At 35.4% G+C, this 20391-nt stretch carries 11 protein-coding genes; 9 read left to right on the top strand and 2 right to left on the bottom strand.

Features of this window, described 5'->3' with window-relative positions; genetic code table 11:
* The 8 genes from NYE63_RS22735 to NYE63_RS22700 all read left to right on the top strand — a co-directional run bounded on the left by NYE63_RS22735 (nucleotide 1) and on the right by NYE63_RS22700 (nucleotide 14962).
* Nucleotides 1–3153, top strand: a complete 3153-nt coding sequence (locus tag NYE63_RS22735; protein ID WP_342602815.1) for an HsdR family type I site-specific deoxyribonuclease — start codon at nucleotides 1–3, stop codon at nucleotides 3151–3153.
* Between the two features lie 617 nt (nucleotides 3154–3770).
* Complete coding sequence (locus NYE63_RS22730; RefSeq protein ID WP_342602814.1) at nucleotides 3771–4739, top strand: hypothetical protein; 969 nt, start codon at nucleotides 3771–3773, stop codon at nucleotides 4737–4739.
* The gene (locus NYE63_RS22725; protein ID WP_342602813.1) at nucleotides 4730–6697 is read left to right on the top strand and encodes a RecQ family ATP-dependent DNA helicase; all 1968 of its coding nucleotides are present in this window, start codon (nucleotides 4730–4732) and stop codon (nucleotides 6695–6697) included. Before NYE63_RS22730 ends, NYE63_RS22725 begins: the two co-directional genes overlap by 10 nt.
* Before the next feature lie 341 nt (nucleotides 6698–7038).
* A complete protein-coding gene (locus NYE63_RS22720; protein WP_342602812.1) occupies nucleotides 7039–8526 on the top strand; it encodes an AAA family ATPase in 1488 nt (495 codons plus the stop codon).
* Nucleotides 8507–9130, top strand: coding sequence for a hypothetical protein (locus NYE63_RS22715; protein WP_342602811.1), 624 nt, complete (start codon nucleotides 8507–8509; stop codon nucleotides 9128–9130). The genes NYE63_RS22720 and NYE63_RS22715 overlap by 20 nt, the downstream gene beginning before the upstream one ends.
* Before the next feature lie 433 nt (nucleotides 9131–9563).
* On the top strand, nucleotides 9564–10436 hold the full coding sequence (locus NYE63_RS22710) for a hypothetical protein (RefSeq protein WP_342602810.1): 873 nt from the start codon (nucleotides 9564–9566) through the stop codon (nucleotides 10434–10436).
* Between the two features lie 370 nt (nucleotides 10437–10806).
* A complete protein-coding gene (locus NYE63_RS22705) occupies nucleotides 10807–12537 on the top strand; it encodes a DUF3578 domain-containing protein (RefSeq protein WP_342602809.1) in 1731 nt (576 codons plus the stop codon).
* Nucleotides 12509–14962 carry a restriction endonuclease-like protein gene (locus NYE63_RS22700; protein WP_342605854.1) on the top strand — a complete coding sequence of 818 codons (2454 nt, stop codon included), beginning with the start codon at nucleotides 12509–12511 and terminating at the stop codon, nucleotides 14960–14962. The genes NYE63_RS22705 and NYE63_RS22700 overlap by 29 nt, the downstream gene beginning before the upstream one ends.
* Nucleotides 14963–15309: 347 nt before the next feature.
* Here the strand turns inward: NYE63_RS22700 and NYE63_RS22695 are convergent, their stop codons facing one another.
* Both NYE63_RS22695 and NYE63_RS22690 read right to left on the bottom strand, forming a co-directional pair.
* Nucleotides 15310–15546, bottom strand: a complete 237-nt coding sequence (locus NYE63_RS22695; protein WP_342602808.1) for a hypothetical protein — start codon at nucleotides 15544–15546, stop codon at nucleotides 15310–15312.
* A 774-nt stretch (nucleotides 15547–16320) separates the two neighbouring features.
* Nucleotides 16321–18279 carry an FAD-dependent oxidoreductase gene (locus tag NYE63_RS22690; protein WP_342602807.1) on the bottom strand — a complete coding sequence of 653 codons (1959 nt, stop codon included), beginning with the start codon at nucleotides 18277–18279 and terminating at the stop codon, nucleotides 16321–16323.
* 337 nt (nucleotides 18280–18616) lie between these two features.
* Between NYE63_RS22690 and NYE63_RS22685 the strand changes: the two genes are divergently transcribed.
* Nucleotides 18617–20380: a sigma 54-interacting transcriptional regulator gene (locus tag NYE63_RS22685; protein ID WP_342602806.1), complete on the top strand. Its 1764-nt coding sequence runs from the start codon at nucleotides 18617–18619 to the stop codon at nucleotides 20378–20380.
* Nucleotides 20381–20391: the final 11 nt, after the last annotated feature.

Raw genomic sequence — 20391 nt, 5'->3', positions numbered from 1 at the left:
ATGAAATTCACAGAAGAATACTTAGAGCAAGCTGTTATAGAATTATTTAAAGATGAAAACTATCAGCAACAAAATGGTATACACATTCATAAGGAAATGAATGATGTCCTTCTTCGTGGAGATATCAAAGCATTTTTACTTGACCGTTATTCTGATGACGATATCACAGACAATGAAATAGAAAGCATTATCCGCCAGATGGAAGTATTACCTTCTTCTGCTTTATATGACAGCAACAAAGCTATTATGAAAATGATTTCGGACGGTTTTGTTCTTAAACGCGAAGACCGTAGCAAAAAAGATTTGTTTATTCAATTAATAGACTTTGACCCTGAATATATTAATAACAATATTTTTAAATTTGTTAATCAGCTTGAGATACAAGGTTATGAAAAACGAATTCCTGATGGGATTGTTTATGTGAACGGATTACCTTTAGTAGTGTTGGAATTTAAGAGTGCGATTAAAGAAAATACTACAATTAATGATGCCTATACTCAGCTGACTGTTCGCTACCGTAGAGATATTCCTGAACTTTTTAAATACAATGCTTTTTGTGTAATTAGTGATGGAGTAAATAACAAATCAGGTTCACTATATGCTCCTTATGATTTCTTTTATGCATGGCGCAAAATTGGTGGAGACGAGCCTTTCGAAAAAGACGGTATTGATTCGCTCTTCACAATGGTAAGAGGGTTGTTTAACCAAAAACGTTTGATTGATGTAATTCGTAACTTTATCTATTTCCCAGATACAAGTACCAATGAAGAAAAGATTGTTCCGCGTTATCCACAATACTATGCTGCTACAAAGTTATTAGCTAGCATTAAACGAAATATGAGACCACATGGTTCTGGCAAAGGTGGTACTTATTTTGGAGCTACTGGCTGCGGCAAAAGTTATACGATGCTCTATCTTACTAGGCTTTTGATGCGAAATATTCATTTTCAAAGCCCAACGATTGTGCTGATAACAGACAGAACAGATTTAGATGATCAGCTATCAGCACAATTTACTAACGCAAAGGACTTTATTGGTGATGAACAAGTCATAAGTATAGATAGCCGTGCTGAATTAAAAACTTATCTGCAAAGTAGAAAAAGTGGTGGAGTATTCTTAACCACCATCCACAAATTTAATGAAGATATTGATTTGCTTACCGATAGAGCCAATGTGATTTGTATTTCGGATGAAGCACACCGTTCGCAAATCAATCTCGACCAAAAAATTAAAATTACAAAAGATGGTGTAGAGAAGACATATGGCTTTGCTAAACATTTACACGATTCCTTACCAAATGCTACTTATGTAGGCTTCACAGGAACTCCAATTGATGGGACTATGGATGTCTTTGGAGCGGTCGAAGATTCTTATACGATGATAGAATCGGTTTACGACGAAATCACAGTAAGAATTGTGTATGAAGGCAGGGCCGCCAAAGTAAACTTGAATAATACCAAACTTAAAGAGATAGAAGAATATTATAAAATATGTGAAACAGCTGGTACTAACGAATATCAGATAGATGAGAGTAAAAGAGCTGTAACACAAATGGAAGTTATTATTGGTGACCCAAAGCGCTTAAAATTAGTGGCAGAGGACTTTATAGAACATTATGAAAAACGGATTGAAGAACGTGCAACTGTAAAAGGTAAAGTAATGTTTGTTGCCTCCAGCCGTCAGGTCGCTTACGAACTATACAAACAAATCATCTCTTTACGTCCTCAATGGGCAGAAATTAGGGAATGTGATGAAGGTGAAGTACTGACGGAGAAAGAAAGGCAAGAAATCAAGCCTATTGAAAAGATTAAGATGGTTATGACCCGTCATAAAGATGATAAGAAAGAATTATATGATTTACTGGGGACAAAAGAATACCGTAAAGAATTAGACAGACAATATAAAAACGTTAAGTCTAATTTTAAGATTGCGATAGTTGTAGATATGTGGCTGACTGGATTTGACGTACCCTTCTTAGACACCATATACATTGACAAACCGATTCAGCAACATTCCCTGATACAAACGATTTCCCGTGTAAATCGTGTGTATGAAGGTAAAGAAATGGGATTGGTTGTAGATTATATTGGTATCAAGAGTAATATGAATGTTGCTTTGAAAAAGTATGGGTTTGTTGATGGAGATAATTTTGATGGGACCGATAAAGCAGTCGTAATTGTGAAAGACCAATTAGATTTGCTAGCTAGAATCTTTCATAAGTTTGACACCACTCCTTATTTTAAGGGGACCTCTTTACAACAATTACAGTGCTTAAATCAAGCAGCTGAATTTATACAACAAACTGAACAACTTGAAAAACGGTTTATGACAATAGTTAAGAAGCTCCGTTCTTCTTATAATTTATGTGTGTCTAGTGAAGACATAGGTGAAACAGAAAGAGACTACATTCATTTCTACTTTGCAATCAAGTCCATCATTCATAAATTAACTGTAGGAACAGCACCAGATACTGCACAAATGAATGAGAAAGTAAGACAAATGATTCAAGAGGCTTTAATAAGTGAAGGCGTAGAAGAAGTTTTTAAGCTCGAAAATAATGATCCGAAGAATAATACAGATATCTTTAGTGAGGAGTATTTGACCAAGATTGATAAGATAAAATTGCCAAACACTAAAATTAAGCTTCTACAAAAACTTCTAACAAAGGCTATAGAGGAATTTAAGAAGACTAATAGAATACAGGGTGTAGACTTTTCAAAGAGATTAAAGAAATTAGTCGATCACTATAATGAAAGAAAAGACTTTCAAGCCATGCAAAGTGATGTGTTGGAGGATGTAGCCGACCAATTTGCTGACTTGTTTGCTGAACTAGTAAAAGAACGTAATTCATTTAAAGAATTAGGAATTGATTTTGAAGAAAAAGCATTCTACGATATTCTCAATGCAATTGCTGAGAAATATGAATTTGAGTACTTACACGAAAAGCTGATAAAATTATCACGGGAGATAAAAGGAATCATCGCAGATAAAGCAAGGTACACTGACTGGGCGCATCGTGATGATATTAAGGCAGAGTTGAAAGTGGACTTAATTTTAACACTTGCCGAGAACGGATATCCTCCTGTTCCTAAAGATGAGATTTTTAAAGAGATTTTTGAGCAAGCAGAGAATTTTAAAAAGTTTAGTGTATAATGCTTAAAAAATAAGATAACTAATCAGCCACCGATTGAACTCGGTGGCTGATTGTTTCTGTTCACACCGTAATAATTCATTACAGTATTAGTCATAACAATGGGGATGATCTTTTATTGTGTATAAAATTTTCGGCTAAGTGGGCAAAAGGAGAAAAAGATTTTCGGTAATTCGAACATCGAGGAAGGTAAGGCAATTGTGGATATAATGAAAAACTTTTCGTTAGAAGATAGCCGGAACTTTGTGGGAAAATAAAACAAAACTATTAACTTTTTAATTTAGCAATCTTTCATCACCATCTCAATCATACTAAAGCCAAAGGGTTTATAAGTTATTTCTTCCTTTTTTCCTCTCTGCTTTTTCTTTGTAAACGTTTCCGAGATAATACCGCTGAACATGGCAATCCGAAGGGATATTGTATTATTACCTGTGATCTTTGCTTATTGAACTCTTCCTTATTTTTTGAATCATTATTAATACAAAGGATGTTCATTCGCACTTCTTCTTATTCAGACATACAGATTGTTTTAATAACTTTATTTTTAAATATTCTTATCTCCGAAACTATTAACTGTTATTATAAAATTAAGTTATGGGAAAATAAGGGGGTTTAATGTGTGTATTATCCAAATAATATTGAGGAAATATGTTATGAAGAACATCATATTAAACGTATTTTAACAGAAATAAAAGCAAATTTTTATGACTACTTTAATTTATTTATTGAATCAGAAGCAGGAACAATATTATCTGCTGATCAAGTAAAAAAGCTAGCTGGAAAATTTGGTAGTGATGGCACTATTAAAATACATAAAAAGAACACGGGCATAGTTCTAAAGAGAATCATTGCTGAGGGTATTGAAAAATTTGAAAGAAACCGTGAAGCGTATATCGGGTTATTAGATGAAGAAGCGTTAGAAGAATATGAAGATAATCCTGCAGGCTTTAAAAGTTCTTTAAGAAAAGACTGTCCTATTATTCGTGTAACGTTAATGAGTAAAGCTAAGGAACTAGATAAGTACAGATATGAATTTGGAATAGCAAATCCTAATGAGTTACTAACTGTTTGTCAAAATTTATCCTCATTTGCAAATACATATGCTAAAGAACGTGAAGACTTTGAGTATGAATCAATAAGTGTTTTAGCTGATTTGAAATTTGAAGCACTAGATACGGAAGATTATTCTGTTTTTGGTGTTATTGGTGGTGGTATTAAAAGTCAATTCATATACAAATTACAGCCTGCCTATTTTCCATACCGATCTAAAGAAGCTATATGGGCGCTCTGGTATCTAACAGATAAAAAGACTTTCGAATGTGAAGAAGGTTCGCAGTTTCTAATGATTAACGTGGAAAAAAGCCTTACTAATCAAAACTATTTTTATCCGTACGAATTATTCAGCTTTTACGCGTATCAAGTGTATTTGCTTTTGAAAAAAGAAGCTGAAAAAAATAACGTACATATACATGATACACATCGTTACGTCTTAGTAGACCAATTCTTTACCTTTATTGCGAAAGCTCATGACGAAGACATTAAATTTATATCAAGTAGTTCGGAGGATAAACCATATTCATGGATATAAATAATTTATTTAAACGATCTTTTCCTAAATTAGCAGATAAATTTGATTTAACAGAATTGCAAGAGAAGGTTATCAAACAAGTCATTATGAAAAAAAACACACTATGCATTATGCCAACCGGTGGAGGTAAATCTTTAACTTATTGGCTTTCTGGGATAGGGTTAGATGGAATCACTATGGTCATTTCTCCCTTAACTGCTCTTATCGATGAACAAGCAGCAAAGCTTGAAGAACATGGGTTTGATGTTTTGACTTTTCATTCAGGTATTGACGTTAAGAAACAAGTGAAATTGTTAAAGGCATTTTGTAACGGTGATTTAAATCCCGATTTTATTTTTGCAAGTCCAGAACGGATTTCCACTGATGGTTTATTTGAATATTGTATAAATGCACGGAAACAAGATATAAAATTAATTGCTATAGATGAAATTCACTGTGTTTCGCAATGGGGACATAGTTTTCGTCCATTTTATAAACATATACCTACGTTCCTAGAAAATGTATATGGTGATTCTTGGCCGACTATACTAGGTTTATCAGCTACTCTAAATAAAAAAGAAATAGCTGATATATGTGAGTCTTTTCGTATAAAAGACAAGGATGTAATTAAAAGTGAGCTACTTGTCCGTTCCGAGATAGAGTTGAAGACGTTTAAATTTATTAAAGAAGATGAAAAGCTAGAAAAATTATGGCAATTACTGAAGATTCATCAGAAAGAAAAGGTTCTTGTTTATGTTTATCGTGTTAAAGGAAAGAACAGTACAGAAGAGTTAACTAAAGCTGCCATAGAAAAAGGCATGAAAGCTGCTCACTTTCATGGAGAAGTATCTTCAAAGGAAAAACAAGAGATTATTAATCGTTTTAAGAACAATGAATTAGACATAGTATTTGCAACAAATGCATTTGGAATGGGTATAGACATACCTGATATTCGAGTTGTCATTCATTTTATGATTCCAGAATCAATAGCACAGTATTATCAAGAAGTTGGACGAGCTTCGCGTGATAAACAAGCTTCAAATGCTTATTTATTATATTCAAACAAAAATATTGAAATAAAAAAGTCACATTTTATTGATAAATCGTTCCCTACACTCGATGAATTGAAAGATGCTTTTTCTAAAATAACTTCTAACAAAAAGGGGTATAAAACTCTTTCCTATTTTGATGATGAGGACATTCAAAAGTGCCTACCTTACTTTGTAGATAATGGCATTATTGAAATAGTAACAAAAAGTATAATGAAGCTTGATGTTTTTTCTAATATAAAAGATACAGGATTAACAGATTTAATTTCATTAACCAAAACTAAGAATATAATTACGACCATGAAAAAAAGCGGAAAGTCAGCACAAGAAATTAGCAATAATGTTTTTAAAGCAATTGTTACTGATCAAGTGAAGCTAGAAAAAAGTCTGGGAAAGTGCCTAATTATTCACAGTCATTTAGATGATTTGGATGAACAAACGTTGCAAAAGTTAGAGCAGTATGGGGTAGAGAAAAGAGAGTACAAGCACGCACATTTAGACTATTTTGTACATATCCTTGAAAATTGTGAAAATTCAAGGGAGCTTCATCAAGAAATAGGGCGACACTTAGGAGTACCGAAATTTTTGCTGAGTCGTATTTATACAACATCTAAAGGTGATCTTGTTCGTTCTAAGTCTGAAGTCATAATTGCAAATTTATTGTACCAGCATGGAATTACATATGAATATGAAAAAGAATTGTATTATGAAGGTAATAAGATGCTTTCTCCTGATTTTACCATCACCATTAATGGTAAGAAGTATTATTGGGAACATTTAGGGATGATTGGTGTAAATGATTATGATTCTCGTTGGTTAAAAAAACAATCAATATATGAAAAGTACTTTCCTGAGCAGCTCTTGGTGACTTATGAGAATCCAGCTTTGACAAAATCAGTAGAGTCATTGATAACAGGGGTGCTCAGTTAAGGATAACCAAGGCATATGCAATAATTAGATGTAATGAAGAGTGTGATAGTTACCATTATCGCACTCTTTTATTGTTAAGAAATACAAATGTAAATAAAGATATAAATAGAAAAAAGTAAGGTTGTGAAGAGGGTTTTACTAGGCACGCTAATTTATCGTAAATTTTCTTTTAAATGTAGTGGTATTTTAGATTTAACGGTTATGATGTAAACCATCACAGAAATCTATCGATTTATTGTACAATAATAGTAATATAAATCTAATATTTACATTTGAAAGTTGTCACTTCTAAAATTAACTACCTTTGTAATTTTTACATACAAACAATTAAAGGAGAAACAATGTCAAAATTCACACTAAAAAAATTAATAGTTTGCAATCATAATAATACGATATTTGATGTAAAGTTTGCTGAAGATAAATTATCTGAAAGAGAGAACTTATTGACCACAGTTATTATAGGGGAAAATGGTACTGGAAAGAGTTATTTATTAACTATGATTTCAGAAGTATTCAGAGGATTAGATTTAAAGAAAAAAAACAAAGATATTAGCTTTAGATATGATACTTATATAGTGGCGTACTACCTTGATGGTCATACATATTTTGTGAAAATCGATAAGAATAAAATTATTGAAATAAAAAAAGATCACAAAAAAATTAATATTGACAAATTAATATTACCAAAGAAAATACTAGCTGTTTCTTTTATGGTGAATGATAAATTTACATTTGCTTCTCAAAAAGAGACCTCTACTGAAGAAGAGACCTATAAGTATTTAGGAATTAGAAGAACATCGAATGCAGCTTGGACAACATCTATAGTAAAAAGAGTAATTAATTCACTTGTGGCAAATTCCTCAAATGAAAGCTTTTATTTAAAAGTAGCTAATATCTTAGAGTTTTTAAACTATAAACCAAAGATTTCACTTGTATTTGAATCTACAAGGAAAACTTTATTTACTAAGAAAATCACCTTGAAAGCTTTAAACGACAAAGTAGCAAAGTATAAAAAACTTAATGATTTTAGAACTGATACAATAAGTAAGTTTAATAAAGAAGATATTAAACAATTACAAAATTACATAAATAAAATAGTTATTAAAAGGAATCAAGCAGATAATACTAGTAGCGAATTAGAATTTACTATGGAACTTAATTTAAGTTCAAGAAGAGATTACGTAATTAAAGAATACCAAATTTTACTGAAGCTTGTTGATTTGAAACTATTAAACTCTCCTATTCTTAAATTTTTTAAGAATGATAAATTTGAATTCGAAGATGCAAGTTCAGGAGAAAAGCATCTTATTTTTACATTAATAAATATTGCTGCAGAAATAGAGAATAATTCTTTAGTTTTAATTGATGAACCTGAGTTAAGCCTGCATCCAAATTGGCAACTAAATTATATTAATAATCTAAAAAAAATATTTTCTGAATATGTTTCAAGTCATTTTATTCTTGCAACCCATTCCCATTATTTAGTTTCTGATTTAGAAAATAACTCATCTTCAATTGTGCATATTTCACTTGACACATTAGAAGATAAACCAGTTAGAAATGCTAATTTAATAAACATAGATACCTATGCATGGTCTGCAGAAAATGTTTTATATAATATTTTTGGAGTGAGAACGGTTAGAAATTACTATTTCGAAATGGATCTAAGACAATTAATTGACTTGGTTAAAGACAAATCTCAAAATCTTCAACAGATCATATCATTAATTGATAAACTAAAGCAGCACACTATAGATAAAAATGATCCCTTAAATATTATTTTAAAAGAAGCAGAAAGGTACTTAATGAATGCTACCAATATTAGATAAAGGAAGTAAAGTAAGATATTCTCGTTCTTTAAAGAAACATATTAATAAACTTAGACCACTAAAAGGAGGAGAATGGGATTTTGATGATGAGGAGATAAGCAATATTAAAAAACTTATTAGGGTGCAGCTAATGAAGCACCAAGATGCTAAATGTGCTTATTGTGGTTTGGCATTTGATGGTACGAGTAGAGCAGAAATAGAACATATCGCACCCAAAGGAGGGAAGAAACGCCCTAAGTATACAACGTTCACTTTTACCCCTTACAATCTTGTTTTATCATGTCACTTATGTAATAGTCCTGTAAAAAAAGGAAGTAAAGATACTGTTTCTATATTTGATGTTGATTACAAGAAATGTGAATTTAAAATTTACCATCCATATTTTGATAATCCCAGTGATCACTTCGAGTGGATAGCTGATGGCTATGGGGTATTAATTCAACACAAAACATTGAAGGGCAGTAACTCAATTAAGATGTTCGGTCTTGATGATACAGCTCATATTGAAGCCAGAGCTAAAGAGGTAGTATATAAGCTTTTAAAAAGTAGAGATAGAAAAGAATCAGAGGATTTAATTCAAGCAGCCTTAAATTTTAAAGGTTAAACGAAAAAACTTAATTTGTTATATAGAGTGTGAAAATAGCTATTATCACACTCTTTTTTCGAACCTAGACCTCAAGGGAGAAATACAGCAGGTCACACCTACTATACATATGAAGAAGTTACATGTGGAAAAGATGAAGTGATCGTTCAATCTAAGTTGTAAAAAACTTAGGTAATACCCGAATGATTAAATAATAATATTCCTTTATCAACGTAGATTCAATTGAAGGAAGGAAGCAAGGTGAAAAAAGGAAAAATACTGTGTGTTAATGTGAAAGATCTAAAAAGAGTTCAACCCTGAAGCTTAAGAAAAATAAAGAAATTTATTTTATTAGCCATAATGGTATTAGGGAAACCACAAGATTAAAAAATACTAAATATTGTTGGTAAGTCAATATGACCCTAATTTCTAGGTTATGTCACGGTGAACCAATTTGTATTGTGAAAAATTGAGTTTTAAAAATGTCCAATTTATAAAGGGGGAATTAAATATAAAAGCTTATCTTCCATATTTACCGTTAATCATAGCATTGATTGCTGCTTCTTTAGGCTATATTCTAGGGCAAAGAAATAGCAAAATTAATCGTTTTTTACAACAAGCAGATATTAATTTAAATGAAGTATGTGGTCCTATATTCTTTAGCTTAAAGCGTATCTTTGAAGTTTCGGATGAAAGAGTCAGGGAAAAATTATTAGATTCTTTTTTTCTTCAGTTTTCTACTACAAATTCAAATTTATATAAAGTAGGAAATAAATCTATAATTGATTGGTTTATTAATTATGAGAAGCTATATTACCAGTTTAAGAAGAGCCCTGAGTTCGAGGATTGGCAAAAGTTTTGGGAAGAACTAGCTTATCTTAATGGTTTGATCGAAGGTGAATATTGGAAAAATTTCGACTCTTTATATGGAGAATATCGGTGGTTTCAAAAAACATTGGCTTCTAATTTTTTTGTTAGAATATGGTATGAATTAATTCACTTATTATTTCAAGCTGCGCAATTTAGCATTATAGTGTGTTTTCTTTTTGTTTATTTTTCTCTTTGGGATTATTTCTCTGTTGGAAGATTCCCAAATAATACATTTGTACTAGCAGTTATTCTATTATTAGTAACCGTTTCGTTTTATGGATTGTTACTGATAGTTGGAGTAAATATTAATGGATTAAAACGCCAAAGGAATTCTTGGCCAAGAACATTAGGAAAACGTTTTGCTCCAAATTTTTTATACTTTTGGGATAATAAAGTGATTAGATCTAGAAAAAAAAAAGAAATACCCAAAATGTATAATCAACGTAAAAACCTTTGAGTTGTAAACCACCCGTCTTAGTATTTGTTACTATTCCATTTCATTTTCTATAAAAGAATAGCTTTTAACTCGCTTTTATTTGATATTACAAGTATTGGCTGCCTTATCACTTTGAGAGGAAGACAAATTTACTGAAAAGAAATGAAATAATATCTCATTAATCCTGCTTTGATTTACTTGTGCAGGATTTTTGATTTTGTCAGAGTAATTATTGATATTTTTCTAAAGATAATTTATAAATTTTGTGGAATGCATCGTACTAGGATAGGATAATAATGGTTAGGGATTTAATGGAACTGAATAAAATGTAACTAGATAAATTCTAATGAAAATATACATATTAAGAGCAATTAGCAAGGAGTTGCAAAAAGTGGACAGTAAACTTCGAGAGTATTTTCTGAAAATATCGAGTGAATATCTAACAGCAAAAAGTGGGGGTTTTGGTGGAAATGCTTTTGCTAGCTTTATAAGGAATGATGTACCAAAGGAGATGAGTAAGTTATCGTTTCTTGATGAAAAAAATTATTCCGTTGCAGCTTCTGCTGGTAAAGGGAATTGGGCAACGGTTCCTTGGATTTCTATTTTAAATAATGAGGTAACCAATTCTACACAAAGAGGGTATTACTTAGTTTACCTTTTTAGTGAAGATATGAAACGGCTTTATTTGTCCTTCAGTCAGGGTGTTACGGAAACTTCTAAAGAAGATATGTTGAGGATAAAAAAGGATATTCGCGGACATATCACAATGGATTCTTCAGTAAAAAAAGATGATAACATGTTTATAGGAGATAGCAATAAAGCAAAACAATATGCAGATTCGACTGCAGCTTATATTGAATATAACTTAGATGACCTACCTTCGGAAACGGAGCTTGTTCAAGATCTTAAAATGATGGTCGGTTATTATGAAGAGTATATAGCATTTAAAAGTAATCCACTTATAGATCCTTTATATAACCCAGATCCGGGTAATGAGATTACATATGAAAAAGAAAAATGGTTAGCGAGTAACAAGGAACTAATCAATCACATCCATTCCTACATTACTGCAAAAGGTTTCTACTACACCAAAGAAGAAGTCACCAATTTGTTCCTTTCTCTGAAAACAAAGCCATTTGTAATCCTTTCCGGTATTTCTGGTACAGGGAAGACGAAGATTGTTCAGTGGTTTGCGGAGAGTGTAGGGGCTACTGAAGATAATGGGCAATTTACGTTGATTCCGATTCGTCCGGATTGGAATGATGGGTCGGATTTGCTTGGGTATGTGGATATTAAGGGAGACTTTAAGCCAGGTCCATTTACGATCGTGATTGAAAAAGCGGAACAGAATCCGGATGATCCTTATTTTGTCTTGTTGGATGAGATGAACCTAGCGCGGGTGGAGCATTATTTTAGCGATGTGTTGAGTGTGATGGAGAGTCGTAAGTGGAAAGATGGGAAGATGGTTACGTCTGCTCTTCTTTCTGCTGAAATGGCAAAGCGGGATATTAGGCTGCCTGTGAACCTTTATGTTATTGGAACGGTCAATATGGATGAAACGACACATCCTTTTAGTAAGAAGGTGCTCGACCGGGCAAATACGATAGAGTTCAACCGGGTGGAACTATCGAATCTTGCTTTTTTGGAAGAGCAGGTAGAAGTGGAACCAAAATTGGTTCAGGATCATATGTTCAGGTCGAAATATTTGCACTTGAAGGATCTATATTTGGGGAATCAGGAGCTTGTTGAAAAGGTTACCGCAGAATTGGAAGATATCAATAAATCGTTGCAGCTAACCAATGCCCATATCGGTTATCGGGTTCGGGATGAGATATGTTTTTATCTTGCTTATAACGAAGACAGTGAATTGATGAGTTTTGAGAGGGCATTTGATCATTGTATATTACAAAAGATCCTGCCGCGTATTTCAGGCAGTGATACCCGGGTAGAAAGGTTATTAGAGGGTTTATATCGTTTGTTTACTACAAAAGAATATATTGATGATGAGGAAAGTAATGAAATCAGTATGCGTACAGCGAGATATCCGAAAAGTGCTGGTAAAGTAGTAGAGATGCTTAGGAGGTTACGTGATGATGGCTTCACATCCTTCTGGATCTCCTGATGATGTCGACTTGGTCAAAATAGAGGCAGCGGCATTTTCATTGGTGATTAAGGGGAAGCCGTATCATCACCGGTATGAGGGGTTAAAGCAATATTGTAAGATGGATTATCATGATGTCATGCAATTTTCTGTTTCAGGAGAAGACGTTCAAAGTGTTGAAGTCTATGATATCGAATCAGGAAAGTTAACTGATTCCCAGCAGGTGCGGCCGATTTTCTTTGAAAATGGGACATATCAAGTGCTTATCATTTCAAAACAGAATCAGGATCTGGACTTTTATCATGAACATCCTATATTACGCCAGGCAATATCTCGTATGGAATTGAGTGGAATGTCGCTTTTAACAGGGAATCTTCAATTTCAAAATGAGGTGGGGTATACGACTTTTGAAGTTCGTTCAGGTGCACAAACTTTATTGGAAGTCACACTTGAAATCTTTCCGGTTAAATTGGACTATCAGAAAGATTATCGACAGCTGCTTGAGGAAGTGAATGATGAGATTTACAACTTGGCTTTTCACTTTATCCGGAAAACCTATTTAGGGTCAAATATCAAACTTGAAGGCAAGCCAAGCAGGGCTGAATTCTATCGTTTGATGACGAAGCATTTTAAGCAGTTAATCCAGGCTGTTAACCGAATCGAGAGGCAGCCGCATCATATATTAGAAACATCATATGTGAAAGCGCGCGGCGATCAGCTAAGCAAGACTGATTCTTATACACGGAAGTATTTGCAAAAACATAGTCAGTCTTTTATGGAAGTGGAGAATGGAATTAGAATTCATGGGAAAACGATGATGGCGCGAGAAGGGGTTAAGCCCAAAAAAGAGCTGCGTTACGATACGATGGAAAATCGTTATGTGAAATGGATGATGGACAGGCTGATTCATAAGTTTGATGATTTGTTGGGCGCTTTAATGAATAAGAATAAGCGCTGGAAGGAAGAGCCTGATGCGGAACTTCTTTTACGGCTGAATCAAATGAAACAGCAGCTTGATTCAAGGAAGAACAATTTCTTTTGGCGATCGATTGGCAGACTTGATCGTTCGGTATTGAGTCTGGTCCTGCAAATGGCACCAGGTTATCGAGATGCCTTTCAAATCTATTTAACGGTCTCAAAAGGCCTTATGCTGCAAGGAAAGCTCTATCAAATGTCTGTAAAGGATGTTGCTACATTATATGAATATTGGACATTTTTAAAGCTGGGACAAATTTTGAGCAGTAAGTATACCTTGTTGAGTCAGGATATTGTCAGCGTGAACCGAGATGGGCTGTTCGTGAATTTAGAGGCGAACCAAACAGCAAAACGAGTCTTTGAGCACCCAGTGACAAAGGAAAAGATTGAACTTACCTATCAAAAATATGAGGGAACTTTACCTACCATTCCGCAAAAGCCTGACTCGATGTTGACGATTGAGAAAAAAGGCAAGAATCACCGCTATAATTATGTGTTTGATGCCAAATACCGGATTGATTACGCTCAACCAGAAAGCTATTATCAATCCCGTTATAAAACGCCGGGACCGGTGGAGGATGATATTAATACGATGCACCGCTATAGGGATTCACTCGTTTCGATGAGTAATGGTCCATATGAGCGGACAGCATTTGGAGCGTATGTGTTGTTTCCTTGGGCAGATGAGCAAAGTTATAAAGATCACCGTTTTTATGAGAGTATTGATAAAGTCAATATTGGCGGTTTGCCATTTTTACCAAACGTTACCGATATGGTCGAGCGATTCCTAGAGTGCCTCATAGAAAAAAGTCCTGAGGAAATTCAGCGTGAAGGTATTTTACCTAGGGGAACGAAAGAAGAATGGGAATCGACTTTAGAAGAAAAAGTACTTGTCGGAACGGTTTCGAATGAAGCTGTTTATCGAGAATTTATTCAGCAGGGCTACTATCAGATTCCAATTAATAGCCTAAAAAAGGGCTGGCAAGAAGCAAAATATGTAGCACTTTATACGACTTCAGAACTTGGGGAGAATGGTGTTAGAGAGTATGGAGAAATCATACGAATTGCTACTGAAGAAGATACTGTCCGTTTCTATGTGAAGGTTTGGAAGAATACAAAGCAAGTAATTAGACCTGTTAAATACGGAATAGCAACGTACATGATGACAACTCTATCTTTACTAAACGAGGCGAAAGAGCTGCCAGAGCTGTACATGAAAAACAAACAGGAAACCACTCTTTGGAGGATGCTGAGAAGGATTTCAGATCAGATAGAGATTAACCTGGATAACAAGGTTTTGGACGAAGCCTTAGGAATAGGGACTTTCACTTTTAAAGGAATCGAAATCCATTTGGACAAAGAGAAACAAACCTTATCCATTAGAAATGATAGTCAGGAACGGGTATTGGGTAAAGATTTACTAATACATCAACCATCTAAAGTATTTAAAGAAGTGCTTGGTTTGCTTTGAACCACTATACCTTGTATGGTGGTTTTTTTATGTTTTTTTGCATCAACGATCATTTGTTAATACAAAGAAGCACATGGGTACTAAAGAATATAAAAAGAAATGAGGAAAAGATGTGGAATAGGTCTTTTGGGAAAGGGTTTCAGGTTCTGTAGTTGCAATTGAGGTGTCGGGTCTTTTAGGGTTATTAGTTCTTACAACTTTTTGCCTAGCTCAACTGAGTAGTTCCTCTGTGAATTCTAAAGACTATTTAATACTCATCAGAATACTACGGTGCAGGGTAAAGAAAAATTTGAATTTCAACTTATTTAATTTTAACTCAAAAGAGGGGGAAATAAATCCCCTCTTTTTTATTGTGCCAGCTTCCTTAATGTTATTTCATATCCTTCTACTGTAACTTCCTTTATCGCCATATCTTTACTAATCTCATACCCCTGTTCTTTATATGATTTTATCAAGTCTTGTCTTAGGGCTTCTATATCTTCTTCTAAAGATAGCTCACTTTCAGAAACCATTATACCGGACGTATAAGTTGCTTCTTCTTCATCAAACTTTCTTATCTTCCCAAAAAAAGTAAATAATCTCATTTTAAATCCCTCCAAGTTATTATCCTAACTTTTATTAATTCCACAGTATCCTATATTTCACCTTTTTTATGTACAATAAAAACACACTTTTAATTAATAATGGTATTTAATGAACATTTTCATTTAATTCAAGGGATGCTCTTAAACAAATTAAGACAATATACAGGAAGAGGCAGGATAGTAAGTAATTAGGGGGCATGGTATACATAATCATTCTTTATTTGAGTTCGTTGGACAATTTTCAAATGAGTTATTGTTCTGTTTTTTCTGTATTGAAAATCAGTTGTAGGATCACCTCTAGCATCATTGATACAGGCTTGTTTAATAGTGAACATTTGGTAAAGATTATTAGCTTAGAAGGAGGGATTGAGGATATCTATCCGCTCAAGCACTTAGAGTGAATATATATATTATATCGTCATAGTGCAGTTAAAGAAGATATTTATTTGAATTTATATAGACTTAGAAAGAAAGGAAATAAAGCGGCACATTACATAAAAGAAGTGAACATTACTAATGCTTCAGGTTTACAAATTTCTATTAGAGATTAGTGCCTGGTAAATGCAAGAATATGTAAGCCTCAATTATGAACTAGCTATTTATAAGTTGCCTATTAAGTTGGAGTAAAACTATCAATCCATTAGGAGCAAAGGGTTTAGATGTCTTGATATTTAAATTAAACGATGCAAAAAATGGATGTTATGTAGGTAGAGGTCAGCGGCAGTTGGAAGCTATAAGAAAAAGAGACATCCCCCCAAGGAATGTCTCTTTTCCCTATAAACTAATAGCACTCATCATCCCCTCATGCGTAGCTTCCTCTATCGTACGCGGTCCAAGGCAATCCCCTATCTGCTTCACAACGGGAGCATGGCCTTTCATTTCTTCAAATAGCTCTGTGTTGGGAATGCGGCCAAGGGAGAGGACGATGGAGTCCCAATTGGTTAGTTCTTCTTTTTGTTGGGTGAATAGATTCCGGATGATGACGTGATCTTCTTTGATTGCCCCGATATCGTAATGGGGTAGGAGTGTGACGTTTAGGTTGTATAGTTTTTTTAGGTATTCATTCCTTAGATATTGGTGGACGGTTTCACCGATGTGCAGTCGTGATGATATGAGTGTGACGTGGTGGCCTTTTTCGGCTAGATAAATGGCTGCTTCCATGCCGGGCCAGTCGCCGCCAAAGTCGAATACTAATACGTTTTCCCCAACTTTTTTAGTTGAGCTGAAAAGGTCATCACTCATGATGATCCGTGGGTCATCGATTCCTTCGATGGCTGGTGTATAGGGCCGGGAGCCGGTGGCACAGATAATGGCATCCGGTTTCGATTCGGATATTTCTTGGGCGGTGGCCGTTTTGCCTAATTGCACATTTATATTGCTTCTCATTAATTTCCGGGAGTAGTTATCGAGCATCGATTCTGCGAGTTCATGTCGCATGGGTGCTTTGCGCATGGTGCGAAGCAGGCCACCGATTGATTTGCTTTGGTCGATCAATGTAACGGAGTGACCGAGGTAGTCCGCTGTTATGGCGGCCTGTAATCCGCCAGGTCCGGCTCCAATCACCAGAACATTCTGTTTGTTTCTCGTTTTATTTAATTCCGGTAATATCCATGCTTCTTTACCTGTTGTTGGGTTTTGGACACAGCCGATTGGCAGTCCTTTATGATAGTGACCGATACAGGCTTGTAAACAGCCTATACATGCATCGATTGCTTGCAGGTCGCCACTTTTTGCTTTGTTGGGCATGTCAGGATCGACGATTAAGGCCCTTGTCATTCCTACGACATCGGCTTTTCCAGTTGATACGATCTGCTCCGCTTCAACGGGGTCGACGATTCTATTACCGACAAAGACCGGTACGGCTCCTGCCATCCTGATTTTGAATCCATGTGGAGATAGATAAGCGTGCTTTATCGGTGATGGCGGCACGATATGTGTTGATCCCTCGAAGGTACTTGAATCTCCGGCTGTGACATTAATGAAATCCAATCGGACTTTTTCCGCGAGATATTCGACGATTTGCACGGAATCCTTCATCGTTGTCCCGTCCATCGTCAGTTCATCTGAGCTCATGCGAATGCCAACAGTAAAGTCTTCCCCGACTCTTTCCCATACTTTCTCCAATATTTCCACGATGAATCGCATCCGATTTTCAAATGACCCGCCATAGAGATCGGTGCGCTTATTTGTATTTAGTGACCAAAACTGGGCAGGAAGATATCCGTGTGAACAGCAAATTTCCACTCCATCAAGTCCGCCCTCCTTTGCCAGCTGTGCTGAATGGGCGAATCCTTCAATCACTCCTTCAATATCCTCTAAACTCATTGGCTTTGGCATGACGCCGAAGCGCAGGCTGGGAACGGCTGATGGCGCCCATGCTGCATTTCGATAGTCACTCGAAACAACTTCCCTTCCGCCATGAAATAGCTGCGAGAAAACCTTCGTTCCATATTTATGGAGCGTTTCGGAAAGCTCCTTGTAGGCATCGACAATTCTTTGGTCATATCCTGCAATCGTTTTGGACGTAAGCATGCCCGATGGATGTACGGATGCCGCTTCAAGGATGATCAATCCGACGCCACCTTTAGCGCGGGCTTCATGATAGGCCACCATATCCGAAGTGGGGATTCCGTCCGTGACATGATTTGTTTGATGTGCTGTACTTAAGATCCGGTTTTTTAATTCAGTGGAACCGATCGTTAAATGGGTAAACAGATTCTTGAATTGAGCCATGATCATGACCACTCCCTAATTTTAGATAGAATGAGAGTATAGAGGCACCAATCGCCCTCTACCAATCTCTATATAGGTTCAATATGCAATAACCATGCCGTTCCGGGAATCTGGATGAAAATAGTTTTTTTACTTTTATAAAGAGGGTATGGCTCATGAATCGAGTATTTTATATATAATAACTGAACCTTTTTTGGAAAGTGGTGATTCATTATAGGTTCAGCATTATATTGGTTGATAGATGGACATTCGTTGCTAATGAAAAAGGGTCACTTATTTTTTTGCGCACCCAAAAGTGTAACAAAATCGGTTCGAAATCAAAATATGGGGTGATTGTGTGGATACGGAAGTAAAAAAAGAATCACTAATTGTATTTTCCGATATTTCTATTTTGGATGTGAAATCCTTACTGAAAATCAATTCCTCTCCTTTTATTGTCATGAAAAATCACTTGGAGATCCTCGGCATTTTAGAGGAAGGTTTCTTTTTGAAGAGATTAGATAGTGAGGGGGAAAATCAGGAGATTACGGCATATCTTAATACATCTTTTGTCGTTGTGGAGAATTTAGATAGGCTAAGTGAAGAGGATCTGAGCACCTATGATTTTGTGATTCAACATAATGATAACCAATATAGATGCTATCCGATCTATGAAGTCAGGGAAATACTGCTTAAAAAGAAGATTAAGAGCTTACTAAGTCTAAATAAATCACTAAATGAAGAGCTGGAGGTGACAAGAAGGAAGGTAAAAGAGCTCACGCAAATCCTGCATTCCAGCTATGATGAAATTTTCGTGACGGATGCTAACGGTGATACGTTATTCGTGAGTGAAGCATGTAAGAAGCTTACAGGGCTGCCGCCGGAGGCCTTTATTAATAAGAACGTTAAAGAGTTAGTTGAAAAAGGGCTGATCGTCAATTCGGTTACATTAGAAACGATGAAAACGAAAGCGATCCATTCAGCGGAGCAAACCTATCCGCATGGGTTGACGGTATTCAGCACAGCGAAGCCGATTTTTGATGAGGAGGGGAACTTATATAGAATCGTTTCGAATTCCAGGGATATTACGGAATTGGTTGAGATGAAGAGTCAATTGAACAGAGTGAATCTTAGGAATCAGCGGGCCCAGCATGAGAATTCGAGAACCGTTTCGTTTAATAACTTCATTACAAATTCTGATAAGATGTTAAAGGTTTTCGAATTAGCTGAAAAGGTGGCCCCGATGGATTCTTCGATCTTCATTCATGGAGAAACCGGAGTCGGAAAAGGGGTGTTAGCAAGGGTCATTCATGATCTTAGCAGTAGAAAGGATAAGAAATTCATTCAAGTTAATTGCGGCGCGATTCCATCCGCATTAATAGAGTCCGAGCTGTTCGGTTACGAAAGCGGTGCATTCACGGGAGCCAATAAGCACGGGAAACAAGGGCTTGTTGAGAGTGCTGATGGTGGCACGTTGTTTCTTGATGAAATCGGGGAAATGCCGCTCGACATTCAAGTGAAAATCCTGCATCTGGTTCAGGACAGAACATTCATGAAGGTGGGAGGAACGAAGGAGAAAAAGGTGAATATCCGCATTATCTCCGCTACGAATAAAGACTTGAAGCAAATGATCAAGAATAATCAGTTTCGCGAAGATCTATATTATCGGTTGCATGTCGTTCCAATGGAAATACCACAGCTGCGTGAGCGGAAGGAAGATATCTTATTATTAACCGATTATTTTCTGAAGAAATTCAATGAAAAATACGGTCAGTCAATCACGATCGATGATCATTCCAAGCTAATTCTGCAGCTGCAGGATTACCCGGGTAATGTTCGGGAATTGGAAAATGTAATTGAACAAATTGTCGTGACGGCTAGAAAACCTATCGTAACGATAGAGGATTTGCCTTCCGGTTTAACCTACAAAGACACGGCGCTAGTTAATTTAACAGGAATCATTCCCTTGAAAAAAGCGTTAGAGGAAACGGAAAAGCAATTATTGTCACAGGCCCTTTCTACATATAAATCAACCAGAAAAATGGCCAAGGCCCTGGAGGTCAGCCAAACGACGATCATGCGCAAACTGGGCAAATACCAATTTAGCTATCAGGACGATTAATAATAAATTAA

The sequence above is a fragment of the Peribacillus sp. FSL E2-0159 genome (genome assembly GCF_038643155.1).
Taxonomy (GTDB): domain Bacteria; phylum Bacillota; class Bacilli; order Bacillales; family DSM-1321; genus Peribacillus; species Peribacillus simplex.
This window is presented reverse-complemented; position numbering and strand designations above follow the sequence as displayed.

Coding starts and splice junctions, on each gene's coding strand:
- NYE63_RS22720 (WP_342602812.1), top strand. CDS start 7,039: ATGTCAAAATTCACACTAAAAAAATTAATAGTTTGCAATCATAATAAT.
- NYE63_RS22725 (WP_342602813.1), top strand. CDS start 4,730: ATGGATATAAATAATTTATTTAAACGATCTTTTCCTAAATTAGCAGAT.
- NYE63_RS22695 (WP_342602808.1), bottom strand. CDS start 15,546: ATGAGATTATTTACTTTTTTTGGGAAGATAAGAAAGTTTGATGAAGAA.
- NYE63_RS22700 (WP_342605854.1), top strand. CDS start 12,509: ATGGCTTCACATCCTTCTGGATCTCCTGATGATGTCGACTTGGTCAAA.
- NYE63_RS22735 (WP_342602815.1), top strand. CDS start 1: ATGAAATTCACAGAAGAATACTTAGAGCAAGCTGTTATAGAATTATTT.
- NYE63_RS22715 (WP_342602811.1), top strand. CDS start 8,507: ATGCTACCAATATTAGATAAAGGAAGTAAAGTAAGATATTCTCGTTCT.
- NYE63_RS22690 (WP_342602807.1), bottom strand. CDS start 18,279: ATGGCTCAATTCAAGAATCTGTTTACCCATTTAACGATCGGTTCCACT.